Source organism: Actinomadura sp. HBU206391, from assembly GCF_014323665.1.
In the GTDB taxonomy this organism is placed as follows: domain Bacteria; phylum Actinomycetota; class Actinomycetes; order Streptosporangiales; family Streptosporangiaceae; genus Actinomadura_C.
The window spans coordinates 1-17497 of record NZ_JABVEB010000036.1 but is presented as its reverse complement, the minus strand read 5'-3'; the positions used below and the strand labels follow the sequence as shown (position 1 = coordinate 17497).

Annotated in this window: 19 protein-coding genes; 8 read left to right on the top strand and 11 right to left on the bottom strand. The window is 66.4% G+C overall.

Annotated features, from left to right (window positions below; all coding sequences use genetic code 11):
- Positions 1–68 precede the first annotated feature (68 nt).
- The 3 genes from HKK72_RS14585 to HKK72_RS14575 all read left to right on the top strand — a co-directional run bounded on the left by HKK72_RS14585 (position 69) and on the right by HKK72_RS14575 (position 3861).
- Complete coding sequence (locus tag HKK72_RS14585) at positions 69–536, top strand: hypothetical protein (RefSeq protein WP_187234890.1); 468 nt, start codon at positions 69–71, stop codon at positions 534–536.
- A 375-nt stretch (positions 537–911) separates the two neighbouring features.
- On the top strand, positions 912–2111 hold the full coding sequence (locus tag HKK72_RS14580; protein ID WP_187234889.1) for a cytochrome P450: 1200 nt from the start codon (positions 912–914) through the stop codon (positions 2109–2111).
- A 325-nt stretch (positions 2112–2436) separates the two neighbouring features.
- Positions 2437–3861, top strand: coding sequence for an FG-GAP-like repeat-containing protein (locus tag HKK72_RS14575; protein WP_187234888.1), 1425 nt, complete (start codon positions 2437–2439; stop codon positions 3859–3861).
- An 80-nt stretch (positions 3862–3941) separates the two neighbouring features.
- Here HKK72_RS14575 and HKK72_RS14570 read toward each other — a convergent pair whose 3' ends face one another.
- Both HKK72_RS14570 and HKK72_RS14565 read right to left on the bottom strand, forming a co-directional pair.
- The gene (locus HKK72_RS14570; protein WP_187234887.1) at positions 3942–4946 is read right to left on the bottom strand and encodes a helix-turn-helix domain-containing protein; all 1005 of its coding nucleotides are present in this window, start codon (positions 4944–4946) and stop codon (positions 3942–3944) included.
- A gap of 257 nt (positions 4947–5203) precedes the next feature.
- Positions 5204–5815: a PQ-loop domain-containing transporter gene (locus tag HKK72_RS14565; protein ID WP_187234886.1), complete on the bottom strand. Its 612-nt coding sequence runs from the start codon at positions 5813–5815 to the stop codon at positions 5204–5206.
- A 124-nt stretch (positions 5816–5939) separates the two neighbouring features.
- Here HKK72_RS14565 and HKK72_RS14560 point away from each other — a divergent pair, with 124 nt between their 5' ends.
- Positions 5940–6425, top strand: a complete 486-nt coding sequence (locus HKK72_RS14560; protein ID WP_187234885.1) for an Lrp/AsnC family transcriptional regulator — start codon at positions 5940–5942, stop codon at positions 6423–6425.
- Positions 6426–6591: 166 nt separating this feature from the next.
- On the opposite strand, the gene modA is transcribed toward HKK72_RS14560, so the two are convergent.
- Together modA and HKK72_RS14550 are read right to left on the bottom strand one after the other, a co-directional pair.
- A complete protein-coding gene (gene modA / locus HKK72_RS14555) occupies positions 6592–7374 on the bottom strand; it encodes a molybdate ABC transporter substrate-binding protein (protein ID WP_187234884.1) in 783 nt (260 codons plus the stop codon).
- 674 nt (positions 7375–8048) lie between these two features.
- Complete coding sequence (locus HKK72_RS14550) at positions 8049–8504, bottom strand: hypothetical protein (protein ID WP_187234883.1); 456 nt, start codon at positions 8502–8504, stop codon at positions 8049–8051.
- Positions 8505–8838: 334 nt separating this feature from the next.
- On the opposite strand from HKK72_RS14550, the gene HKK72_RS14545 reads away from it, so the two are divergent.
- From HKK72_RS14545 to HKK72_RS14535, 3 genes are all read left to right on the top strand, one after another.
- Positions 8839–10347, top strand: coding sequence for an MFS transporter (locus HKK72_RS14545; RefSeq protein ID WP_222720707.1), 1509 nt, complete (start codon positions 8839–8841; stop codon positions 10345–10347).
- Between the two features lie 2 nt (positions 10348–10349).
- Positions 10350–10736 carry a VOC family protein gene (locus tag HKK72_RS14540; RefSeq protein WP_187234881.1) on the top strand — a complete coding sequence of 129 codons (387 nt, stop codon included), beginning with the start codon at positions 10350–10352 and terminating at the stop codon, positions 10734–10736.
- A gap of 118 nt (positions 10737–10854) precedes the next feature.
- On the top strand, positions 10855–11250 hold the full coding sequence (locus HKK72_RS14535; RefSeq protein WP_187234880.1) for a YciI family protein: 396 nt from the start codon (positions 10855–10857) through the stop codon (positions 11248–11250).
- 115 nt (positions 11251–11365) lie between these two features.
- Here the strand turns inward: HKK72_RS14535 and HKK72_RS14530 are convergent, their stop codons facing one another.
- The 5 genes from HKK72_RS14530 to HKK72_RS14510 all read right to left on the bottom strand — a co-directional run bounded on the left by HKK72_RS14530 (position 11366) and on the right by HKK72_RS14510 (position 14994).
- A complete protein-coding gene (locus tag HKK72_RS14530; RefSeq protein WP_315987252.1) occupies positions 11366–12244 on the bottom strand; it encodes a hypothetical protein in 879 nt (292 codons plus the stop codon).
- A gap of 123 nt (positions 12245–12367) precedes the next feature.
- Entirely contained in the window at positions 12368–12967 is a 600-nt protein-coding gene (locus HKK72_RS14525; protein ID WP_187234879.1) for a YdeI/OmpD-associated family protein, read from the bottom strand.
- 148 nt (positions 12968–13115) lie between these two features.
- Positions 13116–13742 carry a LysE family translocator gene (locus HKK72_RS14520; RefSeq protein WP_187234878.1) on the bottom strand — a complete coding sequence of 209 codons (627 nt, stop codon included), beginning with the start codon at positions 13740–13742 and terminating at the stop codon, positions 13116–13118.
- A 266-nt stretch (positions 13743–14008) separates the two neighbouring features.
- Positions 14009–14200, bottom strand: a complete 192-nt coding sequence (locus HKK72_RS14515; RefSeq protein WP_187234877.1) for a DUF397 domain-containing protein — start codon at positions 14198–14200, stop codon at positions 14009–14011.
- Positions 14188–14994 carry a helix-turn-helix transcriptional regulator gene (locus HKK72_RS14510; RefSeq protein ID WP_187234876.1) on the bottom strand — a complete coding sequence of 269 codons (807 nt, stop codon included), beginning with the start codon at positions 14992–14994 and terminating at the stop codon, positions 14188–14190. The genes HKK72_RS14515 and HKK72_RS14510 overlap by 13 nt, the downstream gene beginning before the upstream one ends.
- Before the next feature lie 336 nt (positions 14995–15330).
- On the opposite strand from HKK72_RS14510, the gene HKK72_RS14505 reads away from it, so the two are divergent.
- On the top strand, positions 15331–15636 hold the full coding sequence (locus HKK72_RS14505; RefSeq protein WP_187234875.1) for a hypothetical protein: 306 nt from the start codon (positions 15331–15333) through the stop codon (positions 15634–15636).
- Between the two features lie 26 nt (positions 15637–15662).
- On the opposite strand, the gene HKK72_RS14500 is transcribed toward HKK72_RS14505, so the two are convergent.
- Together HKK72_RS14500 and HKK72_RS14495 are read right to left on the bottom strand one after the other, a co-directional pair.
- Positions 15663–16157 (bottom strand): SAM-dependent methyltransferase, encoded by a 495-nt coding sequence (locus HKK72_RS14500; RefSeq protein ID WP_187234874.1) that lies wholly within the window; start codon positions 16155–16157, stop codon positions 15663–15665.
- A gap of 7 nt (positions 16158–16164) precedes the next feature.
- Positions 16165–17301, bottom strand: a complete 1137-nt coding sequence (locus HKK72_RS14495; protein WP_222720706.1) for a serine hydrolase domain-containing protein — start codon at positions 17299–17301, stop codon at positions 16165–16167.
- Between the last annotated feature and the right edge of the window lie 196 nt (positions 17302–17497).

Genomic DNA, 17497 nt, shown 5'->3' with positions numbered 1-17497 from the left:
CTCTAGCAGTTGCCTAAATTGGGGACTCCACCGGCGACGCAGCCAAAGATCCTGGAGGTTCGTGTTTCATGGCAGCCAGTCCCACGGTCCGACGATTCATTCGGCCGGCCACTATCGGCGCCCTCGTGGTGCTCGGGCATCTCGCCGGGACGCCCGCAGGCGCCTTCGCCGCCACCCCGGCACCGGCGGAAACAGGGGTCGTCCAAACACCGAGCAGTGCACGTGCCGACGAGTCGGCTCCCATCGTGGGCGGATGGGAGGGAAGCCTCGGTGGTCAGCCGGCCGCCCTGGGGGTAGGAGAGGTGAGTCCGTCGCGCTTCAGGGCGACCGCGATCAGCCCCGCTCCAGGATGCCGGGTCTTCGACGTCTCCGGGAGTGGAAATCTCTACAAGGGATTCGGCTACCTGGAAAGTTGCGACGGCACGGGACCGACGTTCGACCTCGTCGTGGAGATCCACTCGAACGGACGGGGCATGACGATCCGGCCACTGGGCGATGCCCCAATCGAGCCGATGGTCTTCGTACGGTCGAAATGACGGCGCCTCGGGGCAGGCGGTACATGCCGGCCCCGGGATCCTGAGTAGTGTATCCGCCGCTCCGACACCAACCGCCGTGACGACATCTAACCGCGACTCCGCCAGAACCGGCCGCCCCGAAATCATTTCGGGGCGGCCGTCTCCCACCCGCGGGCAATGGCAGGGCCGCCCCCTGCGGGTGTGCGCCAACGCGATGATCATTTCCGCCTATCGCGGACCTTTCCTGGACACAGGGGCCGGAACCGACCAATCGGTATTCATGGTGATCTAGTATCACGATTACCTAACGATCTCGCGAACTTTCTTTCCATGCGACAAGCGGACAAGACAATCTACATCAGTCGGAAATTTCGAAGTTTGCAGGGTGAGGTTGAGATGGCCGACCTGTACCAACTATCACAAAGGCCGGATCCAACCGCAGACTGGCGCCGGTTGCGTGAGACACAGATATCCACGGCTCTTCTCGACACGTCGACCGGTCAGACCATTCCGGTGCTGGCTCGCTATGCCGACGTACGGGCAGCGCTCCATGGAAGCGGCGGCAAAGACAGCTCATATCTCAACCGAAGCACGCTGGCGCCGCTATATATGCCGTGTCCCGAGGCACTCTCCATAATCGGGGAACTCAAGGCGGAGCCGGTCACCGCCGCCGGCGATCCTCCCTTCCATCCGCCCATGCGCAAGATGCTCGAGAGCGTGTTCCCCTGGAAACTGAATCAGCTTCCGCCCTACCACTCAATGATCCAGGAGATCGTCGATGATCTCCTGGGCGAAATCAACGACCTGCGCACCGTGGACCTCGCGGATGTCCTCGCGGCCGAACTCCCCTTGCGGGTGATCTTGCATCTCATCGGGGCGCCGGCGGGAGACGGCCCCATGGTCCGCGCGTGGTCGGATGGGCAGATCCACTTCATCTGGGGTCGCCCCACACCGGACGAGCAGGTCCGGGTCCTTCGTAACCTGATCTCCTTCTGGGAATACTGTCTGGACCTCGTCAAAGGCGATCTTCCGCGCGAAAGCGTGACGGCGCGGCTGATGGTCGCAGGGGCGACCCCCAACCAAGCGGCGAGTTTCGCGTTCAATCTGTTGGTGGCCGGCCACGAGACGACTCGGAGTCTGATTGCCAACATGTTCCTGCTGCTGCTGCAACAACGGGACAGATGGGAACGAGTTCGAGCGGCCCCCGAACTGGTCCCACGCGCGGTGGCCGAAACGAGTCGGTACATGCCGGCCATCGTCGGCTGGCTACGGGAGACGGCCCGAGACGTGGTCTTTGACGAAGCGACGCTGCCTGCGGGCACGCGCGTGCTGCTCCACCTCGGCGCCGCCAACCGCGATATGCCCAACGGCGACGACTTCGACCTGCACGCGCGACGCATGAAGAGCCTGTCGTTCGGCGTCGGCCCGCACTATTGCATTGGCGCCTTCCTCGCCATACTCGAAGCCGAGACCACTTTGGCAACGGCGCTCAGGCGCTTCCCCGACCTCGAACTCGCACCGGGCTTCATCCCTTCCTATCCGCAGAACCTGGGCTTCCGTGCACCTAGGGAACTTCGTGTCACCACTGGTCACTGAAGTCCGAGTCCGTCGTCCGGCCAAGAGAGACGGCTGCCTGAACGGTCTCATCAGGATGCCAATGAGGGCCCGCTCTGATTTATCAGCTCGCACTGCTGTCTACCGGACCCGCGCTGACACCTGCGTCAAGGAGAAACTTTCAGTATCGCCGACAACGTGCCTTGGCGTCTTGCAGCAGAGTGCCAACAGGTTGTGCATGCGCGACAGAACTCGAATGCCCCATCGTCTTTTCTGCTCTTATCGCCACTGTCGTAATTCGTTGTCAACCCCATATGGCCTCGCGGCGTCGTCTACATGACATCAACATGATGATGAGGAGATACTGATGACGGTCCGCTCTATGATCACTATTGGAGTCGCCGCCGCGGCCATCACCGCGATGCTCAGTGGGGTTTCCGCCTCGGCTGCGGCGGCGCCTGCGGGTGCGGGTGATTTCAACGGCGACGGCCGCCGCGACGTCGCGTTCGGGAGCCCGCTCGGGACGGTCGGCGGAGTCGGGGGCGGATTCGTGACCGTCGTGCACGGCGGCTCCTCCGGGCTCGACCCGGCGACCACTCGGGTGATCTCCCAGGCCGGCTCGGGCGTTCCCGGCGACGTCGCCGCGAACAACCGGTTCGGGGCCTCGCTCGCCTCGGCCGACTTCGACCGGGACGGCTATGCCGATCTCGCCATCGGCGCTCCCGGCGAGACCGTCGGCCAGTTCACCCGCGCGGGTACCGTCACGGTCGTCTACGGCAGTGCTCAGGGCCTGTCCACCCGCACCGCCCGCCTCACGCTGGAGGGCGCGCGCCAGAGCGACGACGGCCGGTTCGGGGAGTCGCTGGCCGCCGCGGACCTCACCGCCGACGGGGCAGCGGATCTGGCCGTCAGCGCTGGAGGCGATGAGGCCTTCTGGGTCTACGCGGGACTGGGCTCCGGGGGCGGTGCCGTCACCCGGGTTCCATTGGACGACGGCCAGTTCTACGACTCGGGACTGAACCTGACAGCAGCCGACTTCACCGGGGACGGCCACGCCGACGTGGCCGCCGGCTGGGTGGAGCGGATCGACGGCATCCCCGGCGGACGGGTCGACCTCTATGCCAAATCCGCGTCCGGGCTCTCGCTCCTGCAGTCCGACGCCGTTCCGGGCGGGGGCACGTCGGCCGCCGGCGACGTCAACGGCGACGAGATCGCCGATCTGGTCACCCGGGTCGTACTCAGCGAGGACCCGGAGACCAACGGCGGCACCGTCGCGGTGAGCCTCGGGTCCGGTACCGGCCTCCACCTGCAGACGCTGGTCACGCAGGACACGGCGAGCGTGCCCGGCACCGGCGAGCAGGGCGACCTCTTCGGCGCCGGTCTGGCCGTCGGCGACGTCAACGGCGACCGCCGGGCCGATGTCGCCATCGGCGCTCCCGGCGAGGACGTCTCCACCACCTCGGATGCCGGGGCTTTCATCCTCCTGTACGGCAGCGGAAACGGGGTGACCACCACCGGCGCCGTGCAGATCGGCCAGAACACCGCGGGCGTGCCCGGCAACGCCGAGAGCGGCGACCGGTTCGCCGCCGAGCTGTCGGCCGCCGACGTCACCGGCGACGGCCGCGCCGACCTCCTCTCCGGCGCACCGGGCGAGGACGGCACCGAAGGCGCGGTGTGGTCATTCCCCGGCGCCGCCTCCGGGCTCACCGGAACCGGCAGCACCGCCTATAACACCACCACGCTCGGCATCGGCGGCCGCACCGCCCGCCTCGGCGAGATCATCCTTCCCTGACCCGGCCGACCGCGCCGGCACCGAGCCCGGGCTCACGGTCATGGTCGGCCCCAAGAGCCGCATGCCGGTGCCGGCGCATATCAGTCCGATACACCGAGGACGATTCTATTAGCACAATCAATGCGACTCTGATGTCGATGGTCTCTCGGGCTGACCCCATAGGCTTTACGAAATAGGTTGGCGAAATGAGACGCAGACGTAAAGCCCCATCGAGCAGCGATGACGCCGATTGATTCGCCGTAGTACGCCGGGTCGGCGAGATCCCGCCGGCAGCGCTCAAGCCGACGAGCGCGAATCCATCCGGCCACCGTGACATCCTGCGAGCGAAAAAGCCGGTGCAGCGAGCGGATGGAGATTCCATTTGCGGCCGCGACCATCTCAGGGGACAGTTCAGGGTCGGCTAGATGCTCTCGAATGAAGGTATGGATGCGAAGCAAAAAGGTGTGCTCATAGGAGTTGTATTCTCTCACTGCTCCAGTCTCAAGTTCGCGAGCAGCGAAAATAGCGATGAGATCGATGAGTACGCCTTCGAGCCGGACCAGATCAGAGGTTCTGTACCGCCGATTACTTGCGATCAGCTCCGTGACGAGTCCGACGATCAGAGCTCCGATACCGCATCGGCCCGAAAGAGGAACTCCGGTCAAACTCGCGAGCTTGCGCGCGGAGATCGACAAGGAGCTCGAAGAGAGGGCGACCGAGAGGCTGCGAGTAGCGTCACCGCCAGCAGCCAGCTGGACTCGACAGGGGCGCGAAGTATGATAAATGAATAGGTCATCGGGCTTTAGGACATTCTCCTCCCGGTCCTGCGTTATCACGCACTTACCGCCCGAGTTGAAGGTGAGCACCAGCATCTCCGGATCAGCCTGCCGGATCATCTGCTGGGTCCGGTAACCCTGACACGGCGAGGCCTCGACCGAGGAGATGTTAACAATACCCAGGTTCACGATGCCAAGCTCTCCGTGAAAGGCGACAGGGTCGTCCGCTGTGACTCTCACGGGAGCCGCCACCATGCGGGACATATGCTCAGACCAGGCATCGAACCGCTCAGACACAGGAAGATCTTTCGTGCGTATCAGCGTCTCCAACGCATCACCTTTCATAGGCAGTGCCGTATAATGGGACCTATCGTGCCACAATCGTTCATCGCCATGGAGTCAATCAGCCGGGAAGCGGAGATGGTCACGGTCACCGCTACCGCCCCGTATGCGAACACACTTCCGCGCAGTTGACACTTAAATCCAGAGACGGCGAAATGACGTCCGGCAGAATAATGTGACGGCCGCACGTCAGGCAGGCTCAGCCGCGTCTGGGTGACGATCGGCGGCGCACCCGGCAGACGTGATCAGACGTCTTCCCGTACTGGCGGACCAGGGTCCCGCACGCTCGTGCGCCGAATCCGGGTGAGCATGAGGACGCTCGCGGTCACTCCGGTGCCACCGAGCGTGATCAAGCGCGGATCGGATCTGTAGAGACCATAGATCGTCCAGCAGAAGAGCTCGCCGAAGATGAGCATCCAGGTCCAGTGTGAGACACCGGTGGGGTGCGCTGTCCGGTAGGCGGTCCAGATCGAGGGTGTGACCTGGATGATGGACGCCATGGTGAGCAGGTTCCCGAGCCCGGTGTGCCCGGCGACGGCATATCCCGCGACGAGTAGCGAAGCCCAGGCCCCGATCGCCGCCGCGGCCCGCGACGTGGCCCGACCGCGTACGGTCAACATCGTCGCGACCGCGCCGGCGAGAAGCGCCGCGGCGGAGGAGGGCACGATCGCCGTCCAGTATCCCGCCGAGATGAAGTAGGCCAGCCACGCGGCGTTGTTGAGACTGGTGAGCGTCGCCCACGACCACGAAACACCCGCGGTGTCGTGCGTGACGCGCAGCTTGATTATCTGTGGCAGGTACTGAGGGATCCCGAACACCGCTGCGGCAAGCGGAAGGTAGTCGAACAGTTGTCCCATGAGTGCCCGCCGTCCATCTCGGATTGGAACTGAGCCGGCTTGCTCGGCAATGATACGCCGAAATGGTCAACCGAATATTGCTATCTCATCCCCATATAGCGACAGTCGGGCTAAATTCCTTATCGTGGATGCAATTGACCGAAAGATTCTTGCCGTACTGCAGGCGGAGGGACGGCTCACCGTCACCGAGTTGGCGCAGCGGGTCGGGCTGAGCGTGGCACCGTGCCACCGACGGCTGCGCGAGTTGGAACGGACGGATGTCATCCGCGGGTATCGGGCCGTCGTCGACCCCGCCGCGATCGGTCTCGGCTTCGAGGTCCTGGTGGCCGTGACGATGGACCGAGAGGACGCGGGGACGATCGCGGCGTTCGAGAGCGGCCTGGCGACGGTCCCGGAGGTCCGCCATGCGGAACGGCTCTTCGGGGAACCCGACTATCTCGTCCGCGTCGCCACCGCCGACATCGCCGCCTATCAACGGCTTCGGGACGAGAAGCTCGCCGCCCTGCCCGGTGTGCAGCGGCTCACCTCGACGATCATCATGAAACGCGTCGTCGACGAGCGGCCCTTCCCGACCTCGCCGCACTCCACACGCCGCGAGGACCTGCGCTGAAGTGCAGGCAACCGAGACGAGGAACGTCCGGACCACGATCCGGTCAAGCGGTGTAGCCACCGTTGGAGCCGAGCACGGCGCCGGTGATGTACAACGCGGCCGGGCTCGCCAGAAAGGTGGTCTTCACCGCGGGCCTGATCAACCATCTGCCCCAGGTGACCGCCGGTCACGAGGTCTCGAAACCGGCCTTGGTCATCACGCTCTTGCCCTGGGCCGACAGCACCAGGTCCACGAACTGCTTGGCAAGGTCGGCCGCAGACGCCTTGGACAGCGCCGTGATCGGATAGTCGTTGATCGCCTTGTCGGCCTCAGGGAAGGTGATGCCCTGCACCTTGTTCCCGGCCGCGAACACATCGGTCTTGTAGACGAGGGCGGCGTCGACCTCGCCGAGCTCGACCTTGGTCAGAGTCGCCTTGACGTCCTGCTCGAGGGTGACCGGCTTGACCTTCAGCCCGGCGGCCTCCAGCGCCTTGGCCGCCGCCGCGCCGCAGGGCACCTGCGCGGCGCACAACGCGACCTTGACCTTCGGGTCCGCCAGATCCTTCAGGTCATCGACCTTCGCGGGGTTGTCGGCGGGAACGGCGATCTGGAGCTTGTTCCGTACGAACGTCGTCGGGGCGGTGGCCATCGAGGCATCGGTGACGGTCTTCATCGTCGCCGGACTGGCCGCGGCGAACACGTCCGCCGGGGCACCTTGAGTGATCTGCTGGGCCAGCGTGGCGCTGGACCCGAAGTTGAATCGCAACTTCACCCCGGGGTGAGCGGACTCGAACGTCCGGCCCAGCTCGGTGAAGGACTCGGTCAGCGACGCGGCGGCGAACACCGTCAGCGTCTTACCGCTCCCGCCGGAGGCAGGACCTGGATCGTCGTCCCCGCAGCCGGACAGGCCGGCCACCAGGGCAAGGGCAAGCGGGACCGCGGTGGTCCACCGGGACAGGCGTTTGAACACCAGGGCTCCTTAACCGACTCACCGCGTGAGTACGTCGCTGATCTCCACGACGACGTTGGTGGACTTGATCACGGCTACCGCCACCAATCACCATACCCTCGCATATTCAGGCCATAACAGATCTTTCTCATTGCAAAAACAGGCAAGACTTGCCTGTAGCGCCAGAAATCAAGTGGCCGCCGTTAGACAGATCACCAGGATCTGGGTAGGCCCCGCCGACCGGCTGCCCTCCACTCACGCCTGACCACCCGGCGCGGGCGTCGAGGACGGCCTGCTCACCCGGATCGGAACGGTGCCGAGGCTCTTCGAGAGCCCGCACCCTCCCCTCCGGTGCTGACCCGGCAGGCCGTGCCGTACACCTGCGACTGGCTCGCCGGATTCGGCTTCTTCGACGACCGGACGTACGCCGTCCCACGCACGCTCTGCCGGGCATGGTCGCGTCGCGCTTGGGCGTGCTCGTCGGGACGGTCGCCGAGCCGGTCGAGCGCGTACTCGCGAATGGCGGCGAGAAGCCGGTAGCGCGTCCCGCAGCGGTCCGCTCGACCTTCACCAGCGACTTGTCGAAATAGCCGGCGGCTCACCATTGCGGGAGCCGCCGGCTGAGCGGCAGGAAGGGCGCAGGTGCGTCACGGACCGGTCCGGTCGCACGGCCGCACGCGCACCCGGACTGAGTCTCAGAGACTGGTGGCGACCGCGCAGGGGGACGAGTCACCGGGCTGAATGCGTACCCGCGGGGACTGCCGGAACGCGACCGGGACGACACCGCGGCCGGCACACAGGGTGAAGCTGGCGCCGGCACTGTTGTTCAGTGCCACCCGGCAGCCCGGCAGTGGCCGGTTGTCGAACGCTCCGACCTGCCCGGACACCTGCCGTACCAGGCCGCACGTGGTGTAGTCGACGACGGTGGCGGCGCCGGTGAAGTCAGGACCGGCGAACAGCGTCAGCTGCCCCGACGCCGCCGCCTTGGATTCGATGGTCGCGGCACCGGCGGTGCCTGTCACGGCCAGGGCCCCCAGCAGCAGCCCGGCGCCCAGCAGCCCCGCCCTGGCGCCCGCCCGACCAGGGCGCGACGTGTCGCCGCTCCGACCGCCCAGCCGTTCACCATGGTTCGCCCCATGTATGCGACGCAAGCTCTTCCTCCCTCATTCGGCGCACCGGCGCCAGAATCCGACGTGATGTGGGATGTGGTGACCTGTTCCGCTCCCGCGGAACCATTTCGAGCCCCTACCAGCCCGCTCAGCATGAGGTATCGCGGTTGCGAGGCGGTTGCGCCACGGTTGCACGGGCCCAAGGGGCGGACCGGTCGGCCGGCGAAGTGGCCGGCATCGGTGCTGAGCCCTTGGTCGAGCTCGTCGCCTGGGCCGCGTTCGCGGTGGCGCGGCGAGTGCCGGACCGTCGATGTCGAGATCGGACGACCGGTTCCGACGTTCCAGGTGACAGATGATTCCGCTTGGAGGCGACGACGTGACCGACAGTCTTCGATCCGAACCGGCCGCGACCGTCGAGCCCGGGCCAGAGCCATCGGCGCCGGATCCGCGACGCTGGAAGGCGCTGATACTGCTCTGCGTCACCTCGTTCATGGTGATCCTCGACGCCCAGATCGTGATCCTGGCGCTGCCGTCGATCGAACGGGAACTGGGGTTCGCGGCGGGGGACGAGCAGTGGGTGCTGAGCGCCTACATGCTGGCCTTCGGCGGTCTGCTGCTGTTCGGCGGCCGGCTGGCCGACCTGCGCGGGAGGCGCCAGATGTTCATCGTCGGAACGGCGCTGTTCCTGGTGTCCTCGTTGCTGTGCGGCCTTGCCTGGTCGGCGGGCGCGCTGATCGGGGCACGCGTGGTTCAGGGAGTCTCTGCGGCCATCATGGCGCCGTCCGCGCTGGCGATCCTGATGAGCATGTTCCCGAACGGTGCCGAGCGCAACAAGGCGCTTGCTTACTGGTCGGGAACCGGTGGGGTCGGGGCCACGGCGGCGCTGCTGATCGGCGGCCCGATCACCGAAAGCCTGGGCTGGAAGTGGATCTTCTACCTCAACGTTCCGGTGGCCGTCGGGCTGCTGGTGTTCGCTCCCGTTCTGCTCCTGGAGAGCCGGGAACGGGATAAGGCGCGGTCCTACGATCCGGCCGGGGCGCTCACGATCACGCTCGGGCTTGTGCTGCTGATCGGCGCGCTCGTCTGGGCTCCCTCTGAAGGATGGACCAGCGGATCGGTCGTGAGCATGCTGCTCGGCGCTGTCGTTCTGATGGGCCTGTTCATCGTCGTCGAAAGCCGGGCTGCCGCGCCTTTGATGCCGCTGCGGATATTCCGTTCCCGGCTGTTCGTCGGGGGCAACCTGGCGATGGTCTTCTTCGCCATGACCGCGTTGGGGATGTCCATCACCGTTTCGGCGTACGCGCAGCACGTGCTCGGCCACACACCGATGCAGTTCGGCCTCGGCATGTTGGTGATGACCCTGATGACCATCGTGGGCGCCTACGCCGGCCAGGCGGGCGTGACCAAAGTCGGTTTCCGCCCGGTGGCCGCCGTCGCCATCGCGGCGATGGGCATCGGAGCGTTTCTGCTCTCGCAGGTGTCGGCCGACGGTACCTACTTCGGCGATCTGTTCCCGGGCCTGCTCGTCTTCGGCCTCGGGCTGGGCGGCGGCCCGGTGGCGGCGGTCTCCGCGGCGCTGTCCTCGGTGGACGAGGAGATCGCGGGCGTGGCCTCCGGCGCCAGCAACGCGGCCTTCCAGATCGGCGGCGCGCTGGGCGCCGCGGTCGTTTCCGGCATGGTCGTCTCCCAGGGGGGCGACTCGACCGTGCCGACGGTGATGACCGAGGGATTCCAGGCGGGCTTCACCACCGACGTCGTCATCGCCGTGATCGGCCTGTGCGTCGCGCTGGTGCTGTTGCGGCCGCCCACCCCCACTCATGACAAGACTTCGGCCTGTTCCAGGACCGAACCGGAAGGATCGCCGCACCGGCGAGGAGAGGACTGACCATGGGACTACCAGTGGTGCATTTTGAGATCATCGGGAACGACCCCGCGAAGCTCCACGGCTACTACGGCGAGCTGTTCGGCTGGGAGTTCCGCGTGGGCGACGCGACCACCGAGAAGGTCTCGCAGCCGGGCATGTACGGCTTCGTGGACGGGAGCACGACCGGCGAAGGGAACGGCATCAACGGCGGTGTCGGCGGCGGCCCGGGCCATGAGCGCCAGGTCCTGTTCTATGTGGGCGTACCCGACGTCGAGTCCGCGCTCCAGAAGGCCGAGAGCCTCGGCGGTAGGCGCCTGATGGGCCCTGAGCCGGGGTCCGGGGATTTTGCGGTCGGGCGGTTCATCGACCCCGAAGGCAACGTGATCGGCGTCGCCGGTCCATCGGCCTGATCGGGGCACCGTGCATCGCCGGTCGATCGGCGTGATCGGGGGGTGTGCATCGCCGGTCGATCGGCGTGGCCGAGGGTCGGATCTCGCCCTGGGTATCGTGCTCGAAGAGGGAGTCAAGATGAAGTATCTGCTGTTGATCTACAGCAACCCGGAGAACTGGGAGCATCCGATGTTCCTGCGCAACCCGGAGTTCCTGGCGATGCCGGTGGAAGAGCGCGATGAGCTGACCAGGCAGTCCGAGGCCCTGCACCGGGAGATCACCGAATCCGGTGAGCTGGTCGTGGCCGCCGCGCTGGCCGATCCGACGAACACCAGGAGCATTCGGGTGCGCGACGGTTTCCTGACCACCACGGACGGGCCCTACGTCGAGACCAAGGAGCAGATGGCGGGGTACATCGTGGTCGACTGCGAGAGCCTGGAACGGGCGAGCGAGATCGCTGCGCGCATCCCCGACGCACGGTTCGCCGCGGTGGAGGTGCATCCGATCATGGACATGCCCGATGGGCAGATGTGAACATTTGCCGACTTTGAAATCGCCCTGCGGTGCTCTGGGCAGCCTGGCGGCGTACTGTGCGGGTCCATTAGCTCGGAAGTACGGCGACCACGGCCGATGCCACCGGATCGTTGCATCAGTGTGAGTCGAACAGGTCGGTGATCGAGGTCGCGACTGCGGCACGGTCGAGCCAGACGTCGAGCTGCCGCTGGTCGGTGCACTCCCGGATGCGGGCTCGAGCGTCCTCGGGCACCTCGATCCGCCGCGCCGCCAGCACCCGCAAGACCGCCTGGGCCTCCCCTTCCGCACGGCCTTCCGCACGGCCTTCGTCCTTGCCGCGTCCGTAGTGCTCGCGGGCGAAGGGACTGTAGACCGGCCAGGTCGCAGAAGACATGATCTCCTCCAGAATGCGTCGTACCGCCGGCGCGGCCATGCCGTATGCGTACTCATAGTACTGCGGAGCGTATTCGGGCTTCATCAGATCGAGTGCGCCGACGAACGCTTCGGCCACCGGCCGCCGCAGTCCGTGCACCATCACTGCCATCGCGGCCAGCTCCGGATGCGCCGCGGCCTCCTCTATATCCGTGATCACTGGAACGCGACCCGGGCTCAGCACAGCGGCCCGAAAGACGTAGCCGGGTAGCCCGGTCGAGATCGGCTCGCTGTACCACGCCGCCGCACCCGGATCGGGGCAGACGCACAGGACGGTCACGGGGCAGCGCAAGAGTAGCCACAGCGCAGCCGCGTAACGGGGCAGTTGTCTGCGCTTGGCCTCGGTCCTGTCCTGCTGAACCTCGACGATGATGCCGTGCACCGGTGCCTGCCGAGGGCCCACCGTGATGACCGTGTCGGGTTGAAAATCCTTGGAGGGCCGGTCGTTGAAATCGTTGCTCTCGAGCTGCACGGGCGCGACCGCGGGCACCTCGACATCCATCAGTTCACGGAGGATCTCCACTGCGAGCTCGGGACGATCGCGGAACAACCGGTTGATGGTGTCATGACGGGGGGAAGGCACGTCGCAGTAAGTTATCTAATGAATCCGCAGAGTAGTCGCGATATGGAGCGAACAACTGCATGATCACGGCGGAGATTCCTCTGCCGTGATCATGCAGTTGTTCCTTTGATTCATCCCGCCCGGTCAATCGCTGAGCTTGCGCTTCTGCGGGTAGATCGTCTCGCCGCCGGCCAGCATGGTGACGTACTGCTCGATACGACGGGCTCGGGTGTCGGAGCGCTTGGCACTCATGATCCGGTACAGGACGGCGTAGCGGTTCTGGCTCGTCAGGATGTCGAACATCGCTCGCGCCCTCGGCTCGGCGGTCAATGCCGCGTCCAGATCGGCCGGCATCTCGATGCCGGCCTGACCGGCATAGGCCGCATCCCAGCGCCCATCCGCCTTGGCGCGCTCGACTTCGGCCACTCCCGCCGGGTGCATCCGGCCTTCGCCCGCCAGGCGCTCGATGTTGCCGACATTGCGTTCGGACCAAGGGCTCCGTGCCCGGCGGGGCGTGAAGCGCCGGTAGTAGGTGGTCTCGTCCCGGCGGCGCGACTGGCCGTCGATCCACCCGTGGCACAACGCCTCATCGAGCGCCTGATCATAGGTGAGGCTGGTCGGCCGCGTCGTGCCCTTCTTGGCGAGCACCAGCCATACCCCGGCCGAGGTCCCGTGCGATTCGCCCAACCATTCGCGCCACGCGGCGGCGTCGGCAACGGCGAGTTCCAACGGTTCGGCGGCCATCGCTTCGAGCCTCACAGACGTAAGCCGGGTTGCACGGTGATCCAGGGAACGTCCGTCGAGCCTAGTCAGGCGGAGTCGCGTACGACCAGTTCGGTGGGGAGGATGACTGCTCGGCTTCCACCACCAGTTCGAGCAGCGCTGAGTACGGTCAGCGTCGCTCGACGGCGACGCGCAGCCCGAACGCGATGAGCACCACACCGGTGGTCCGCTCGATCCATGCCTTCACGCGCGGCGCGGTGAGCACGCCGCGTGCGCGATGGACGAGGCGGGCGTACGCGGAGAGCCAGACGAGCCCGATGACCACGTGTACGGCCGTGAGGGTCAGCGTCTGCGGCAGGACCGCCGAGTCACGGTCCACGAACTGCGGCAGGAAGGTCAGGAAGAAGATCGCGGGCTTCGGGTTGAGGACGGTGCTGATGAGCCCCTGCAGGAACGCCCGGCGTGGTGCGGCGGCGCTGACCGGGGGCGGGCCGGCCTGCGGGCGCTTGGAGGTCAGCAGCGTCTGAACGCCGAGGTAGAGGAGGTAGGCGGCGCCCGCGAGCTTGACGACGGTGTAGGCCGTCGCCGACGCCACGATCAGCGCCGACAGCCCGGCGGCGAGCGCTACGCCGTGGACGAGCAGTCCGGCGAGATTCCCGAAGATCGTCTTCTGCGCCTGCGCCGCCCCGCCGACCAGGACCTGCCGGGTGACGAGCGCCATGTCCGCGCCCGGGATCACCGTCACCAGCACCGACGCGACGAGGAAAGGGAGGAGCAGATCGAGCGGTACGGCCACCAGGCCAGCGTGCCATAGCGCTGAGCTCGTGTCGCCGTGAGGAGAGCCCCACTCCGCTCCGTGCATATCCGATCGCAATGTGAATTTCCGTGAACGGAAACTGCCTCTGCGGGTGATCATCTATGACCGGCTTCCGCGCCCGACCTGACTCCGGGCCGATCCAGGCCCGGCGAAACGAACCGCCCCGGCTCCTCCACGCTCCCCCCGGGCCGGGGCGGTTCGCCTTGCTCGTACCGGCTCGGGCCTGGAACGCGGAGGTACGAAGCTCAGAGGTCCAGCCGGCCCTCCTTGATCTGGGCGATGAGCCGCCGCCAGGCGTCCGGGGAGAACCGGAGGATCACCCCATCGGGATCCTTGCTGTCACGCGACAAGACCCGGTTCGCCGCACGTGCCACCTCAACGCAGTTCCCGCCATTCGCACCGCTTCGTGACGCCTTGCGCCACTTCAAGCCTTCCATCGCTCTGCCGCCCTGATGATGAGTTCGACCGTCTCCTGCCGCGGCAGGGCGTCCGCTCTGAAGACCTCGAACATACGCCGCAGTCGCACAACGCACTCCGCCTGCTCGACCACCTCGCCGCTGAGTTGATTGTCCACGTATGCCACGTCATTGCCACCATCGAAGTTGGCGATGACGAAGCCTCCGAGGAAACCGGCGCACACGGTCGCCATCAACGGGACGATCTGGATCACTACGTTGTCGTGCTGCGCCATCTCCGCGAGATGCGTCAATTGGCCGCACATGACATCGGCACCGCCGATGTTGCGTTGCAGCACGCTCTGGTCCATGAGCACCACGAGCATCGGCGCCTCATCCTTGGAAAGGATCCGCTGCCGTTCCAGCCGAGCGGTCACCATCTCTTCGGTGTCGGCGAGATGGTTCGCCGCTCGCAAGACAGCACGAGCGTATTCGGGTGCTTGCAACAGGCCGGGAACGACAGCGAGTTCGAAGGACCATAAAGCGGTGGCCTTCGCTTCGATCTCGACCCAGCGGCCGAACCACTCCGGCGGTACGGTGACGCTGACCAGGTCGTCGAGTATGCGGCCGAGAACGCCCCTGGTGCCGAGAACGCTCTCCAAGCGATCTATCACATCGGGCTTGGGCAGATATCTGCCCTTCTCCCAGGCGGTGACGAGAGACTCCGAGACGAAGACCGCTTTGCCGAGTGCAGCCCGACTCATCCCTTTCGCCTCGCGAGCTATCCGGATCTCTCTAGCAAGAAAAGCGCGCGCTGTCAGGTGATTACCGGCCATCGTCCGCACATCTCCATAGTTCTGCCGAGGAATCCTTGTGCAGGTGGGCTGCCTGTGTTTCGGCTATCTCAGCGTAGTCCGTCCGCGAGACCCTGTGGGCACCGAATTCGCAGGTGAGGGCGGTGCACAATGCCATCTGATCAATTGTCGTCCGGGCCGCCGGGCGGGCATGCGCGGGAAGGCGTCGACCGGCGGTCTAGCGTTCCTGGGAGCGACCGATGTGCCGGCCGTGTGGTTCCGCCTCCAACACCGATCGACCGATCAGGAGAGCACCACTCGATGATCCTCTGGACGCTCACCCCCTGGTGGGCGCCTCGCCACCCGACGGAGACGACAATGAATCCCCCGACCGAGGAGCCCAGAACCCAGCGGTGCGGCGGCGAGCGGCTCAGCGCCGAACAGCGCCTGGCCATCGATCTCGCCCGGGACCTCCGCCATCATCTTGGCCGCTGGCTGACGGTTCGCAGCGTCGTCACGGCCACCCTGGGCGTCTCTCCGTACATCGACCCGGCCGGTCGAGCGAGCGTGCTCGTCCGCATGGACGCCGGAGCCGCCCACACCCTGCTGTGCCGTCTGATCGACGACGGCGTCGTCCTCGACCCTCCGGGACAGCACAGGCGCCATGACCGTGCGGGCTCATGAACACTGCGCCACCGATGGTCGTCCGGTCAGGGCTTGCGGGCGACGCCTCCGTACATCGCGATGTCCTCGTCCCTGACGGGCTCGGTCAGGTCGAGCACGTCCAGGAGCTCGGGTGCGTTCAGAATCTCCTCGGGCCGGCGCATGTCCGCGTCGATGAAGGTGGTGCGGCCCTCCGGCGTGCCTTCCGTCAGCGCCTGGGCGTGCACGAGCACGATCGGACCGTCGTCGACGTACACCACCCGTGAGGCGGGCGCCACGTCCTGAACTACCTCGTGCAGGTTCGGCGAGGTCGGGATGCCGCTCCCGATGTCGAGAAACTGCCGGATGCCCTTCTCGACCGCGAGATAACGCGCGGTGCGATGCATGAACTCGCGATTGGCCGGCATGTGCACGCGCAACGCCGGCCACGCCGCGAGTGCGGCATCGCCCGCATCCCGGTCGATCCGGAAGTGGTCCTTCCCGCCGAGGATGTAGTCATAGATGCGTGCTCCGTGGGCCTGGTCGGCCCGCAGGTCGGGCATGAAGCGCCTACTCCTTCTCTTTGACGGCCTCGGTGATCTTGCTCGCCTCGGCGGGGCCGAAGGTCGGCGGCCTGGGCAGTCGGCCGGGTCCGACCCGGACGACGACGGTCCCGGAACCCGGATCGACCTGGATGAGCTGATTGCCGAACCCGAGCGCCCAGTACATCCGGTCGGGACCTCCGGGGACCAGGCGTCCCGTCTTGGTCACGCGGCCGGCGCCCGAACGCCCCGTCGCGGCGAGCGGCTCGCCCAGGGGCCCCCGCCGGTTGAGCCACCACAGATGGCCGTAGGCGGCGTTGAGCTTCGTCGACGATCGGCCGGTGGCCTCCTTGACCCAGTCCGCGGAGACGATCTGCCTGCCGTCCCACCGGCCGTTGTTCAGCATGAGCAATCCGAAACGCGCCATGTCACGACAGGTGGACTGCATCCCCATGAACAGCTGTGCGTTGCCCGCGCGGTCGGTCGTCAGCGTAGACCGGGACATGCCCAAGGGTTCGAACAGGCGTTGGCGGGCGAACGCGGCGACGTCCTGTCCGGTCGCCTTCTGGAGGATTCGCTGGAGAGTCTGTACCGCCGAGTTGTTGTAGGCCCAGACCTCGCCCGGCGGCCGGGCCTGCTTCAGGCCTATCGCGAACGCGGTGCGGTCCCTGGCGCCGAGCAGCCTCCGGTAGTCCGTGTCGGTGCTCCATTCCCGCCCCGAGTCGTTGCTCAGCAGGTCGCGGACCGTGACCGCCTCGGAGGGCGTGCCCTTCCATTCGGTGATCCATTTGGAGGCCCTGTCGCCGATGCGCAGGTCGCCGTCGTCCTGGGCGATGCCGACCAGGGTGCTCGCGACGGACTTCGTGACCGAGTAGACGTTCCGCCCGGTGTCCTGATCCGTCCCCTGGAAGTACCACTCCCCGGCCAGCTTGCCGTCGCGGACCACCACGAGACAGGTCGACTGCCCTCGTTCGGCGACCGCCGCGAGCCGCTCCAACTCCGCCGCGTCGAGACCGACGGCGTCCGGCGCGACCTGCTCCCAGGCCGAATCGAAGGTGCGGCCGGGCGACGGGACGTCGACCGGGGTCTTCTCCCCGCCGTTCTCCGACGAGCAGGCGGTCAAGATCAGGAGCGCTACGAGGCCACCGGAGATCCGGCCGTTCATGCCCGGCCGCCTCATGCCGCGGCCACCGTGACCCGTGACAGGCTCTGGTGTCTTTTCCCGATCGGAGGATCCCTCTGATCTCGATACATGGCCCACGAGCGCATGGAACCTCCGGTTCGGGCCATGCCACGGCCCAAAGAGATGATCTCTCACACTTTAAGCCCCTGATGACCGACAAAGCAGGGTCCATCGAACA

Coding starts and splice junctions, on each gene's coding strand:
- HKK72_RS14585 (WP_187234890.1), top strand. CDS start 69: ATGGCAGCCAGTCCCACGGTCCGACGATTCATTCGGCCGGCCACTATC.
- HKK72_RS14580 (WP_187234889.1), top strand. CDS start 912: ATGGCCGACCTGTACCAACTATCACAAAGGCCGGATCCAACCGCAGAC.
- HKK72_RS14575 (WP_187234888.1), top strand. CDS start 2,437: ATGACGGTCCGCTCTATGATCACTATTGGAGTCGCCGCCGCGGCCATC.
- HKK72_RS14565 (WP_187234886.1), bottom strand. CDS start 5,815: ATGGGACAACTGTTCGACTACCTTCCGCTTGCCGCAGCGGTGTTCGGG.
- HKK72_RS14540 (WP_187234881.1), top strand. CDS start 10,350: ATGGGACTACCAGTGGTGCATTTTGAGATCATCGGGAACGACCCCGCG.
- HKK72_RS14535 (WP_187234880.1), top strand. CDS start 10,855: ATGAAGTATCTGCTGTTGATCTACAGCAACCCGGAGAACTGGGAGCAT.
- HKK72_RS14525 (WP_187234879.1), bottom strand. CDS start 12,967: ATGGCCGCCGAACCGTTGGAACTCGCCGTTGCCGACGCCGCCGCGTGG.
- HKK72_RS14515 (WP_187234877.1), bottom strand. CDS start 14,200: ATGGAAGGCTTGAAGTGGCGCAAGGCGTCACGAAGCGGTGCGAATGGC.
- HKK72_RS14510 (WP_187234876.1), bottom strand. CDS start 14,994: ATGGCCGGTAATCACCTGACAGCGCGCGCTTTTCTTGCTAGAGAGATC.
- HKK72_RS14505 (WP_187234875.1), top strand. CDS start 15,331: ATGAATCCCCCGACCGAGGAGCCCAGAACCCAGCGGTGCGGCGGCGAG.
- HKK72_RS14500 (WP_187234874.1), bottom strand. CDS start 16,157: ATGCCCGACCTGCGGGCCGACCAGGCCCACGGAGCACGCATCTATGAC.
- HKK72_RS14495 (WP_222720706.1), bottom strand. CDS start 17,301: ATGAACGGCCGGATCTCCGGTGGCCTCGTAGCGCTCCTGATCTTGACC.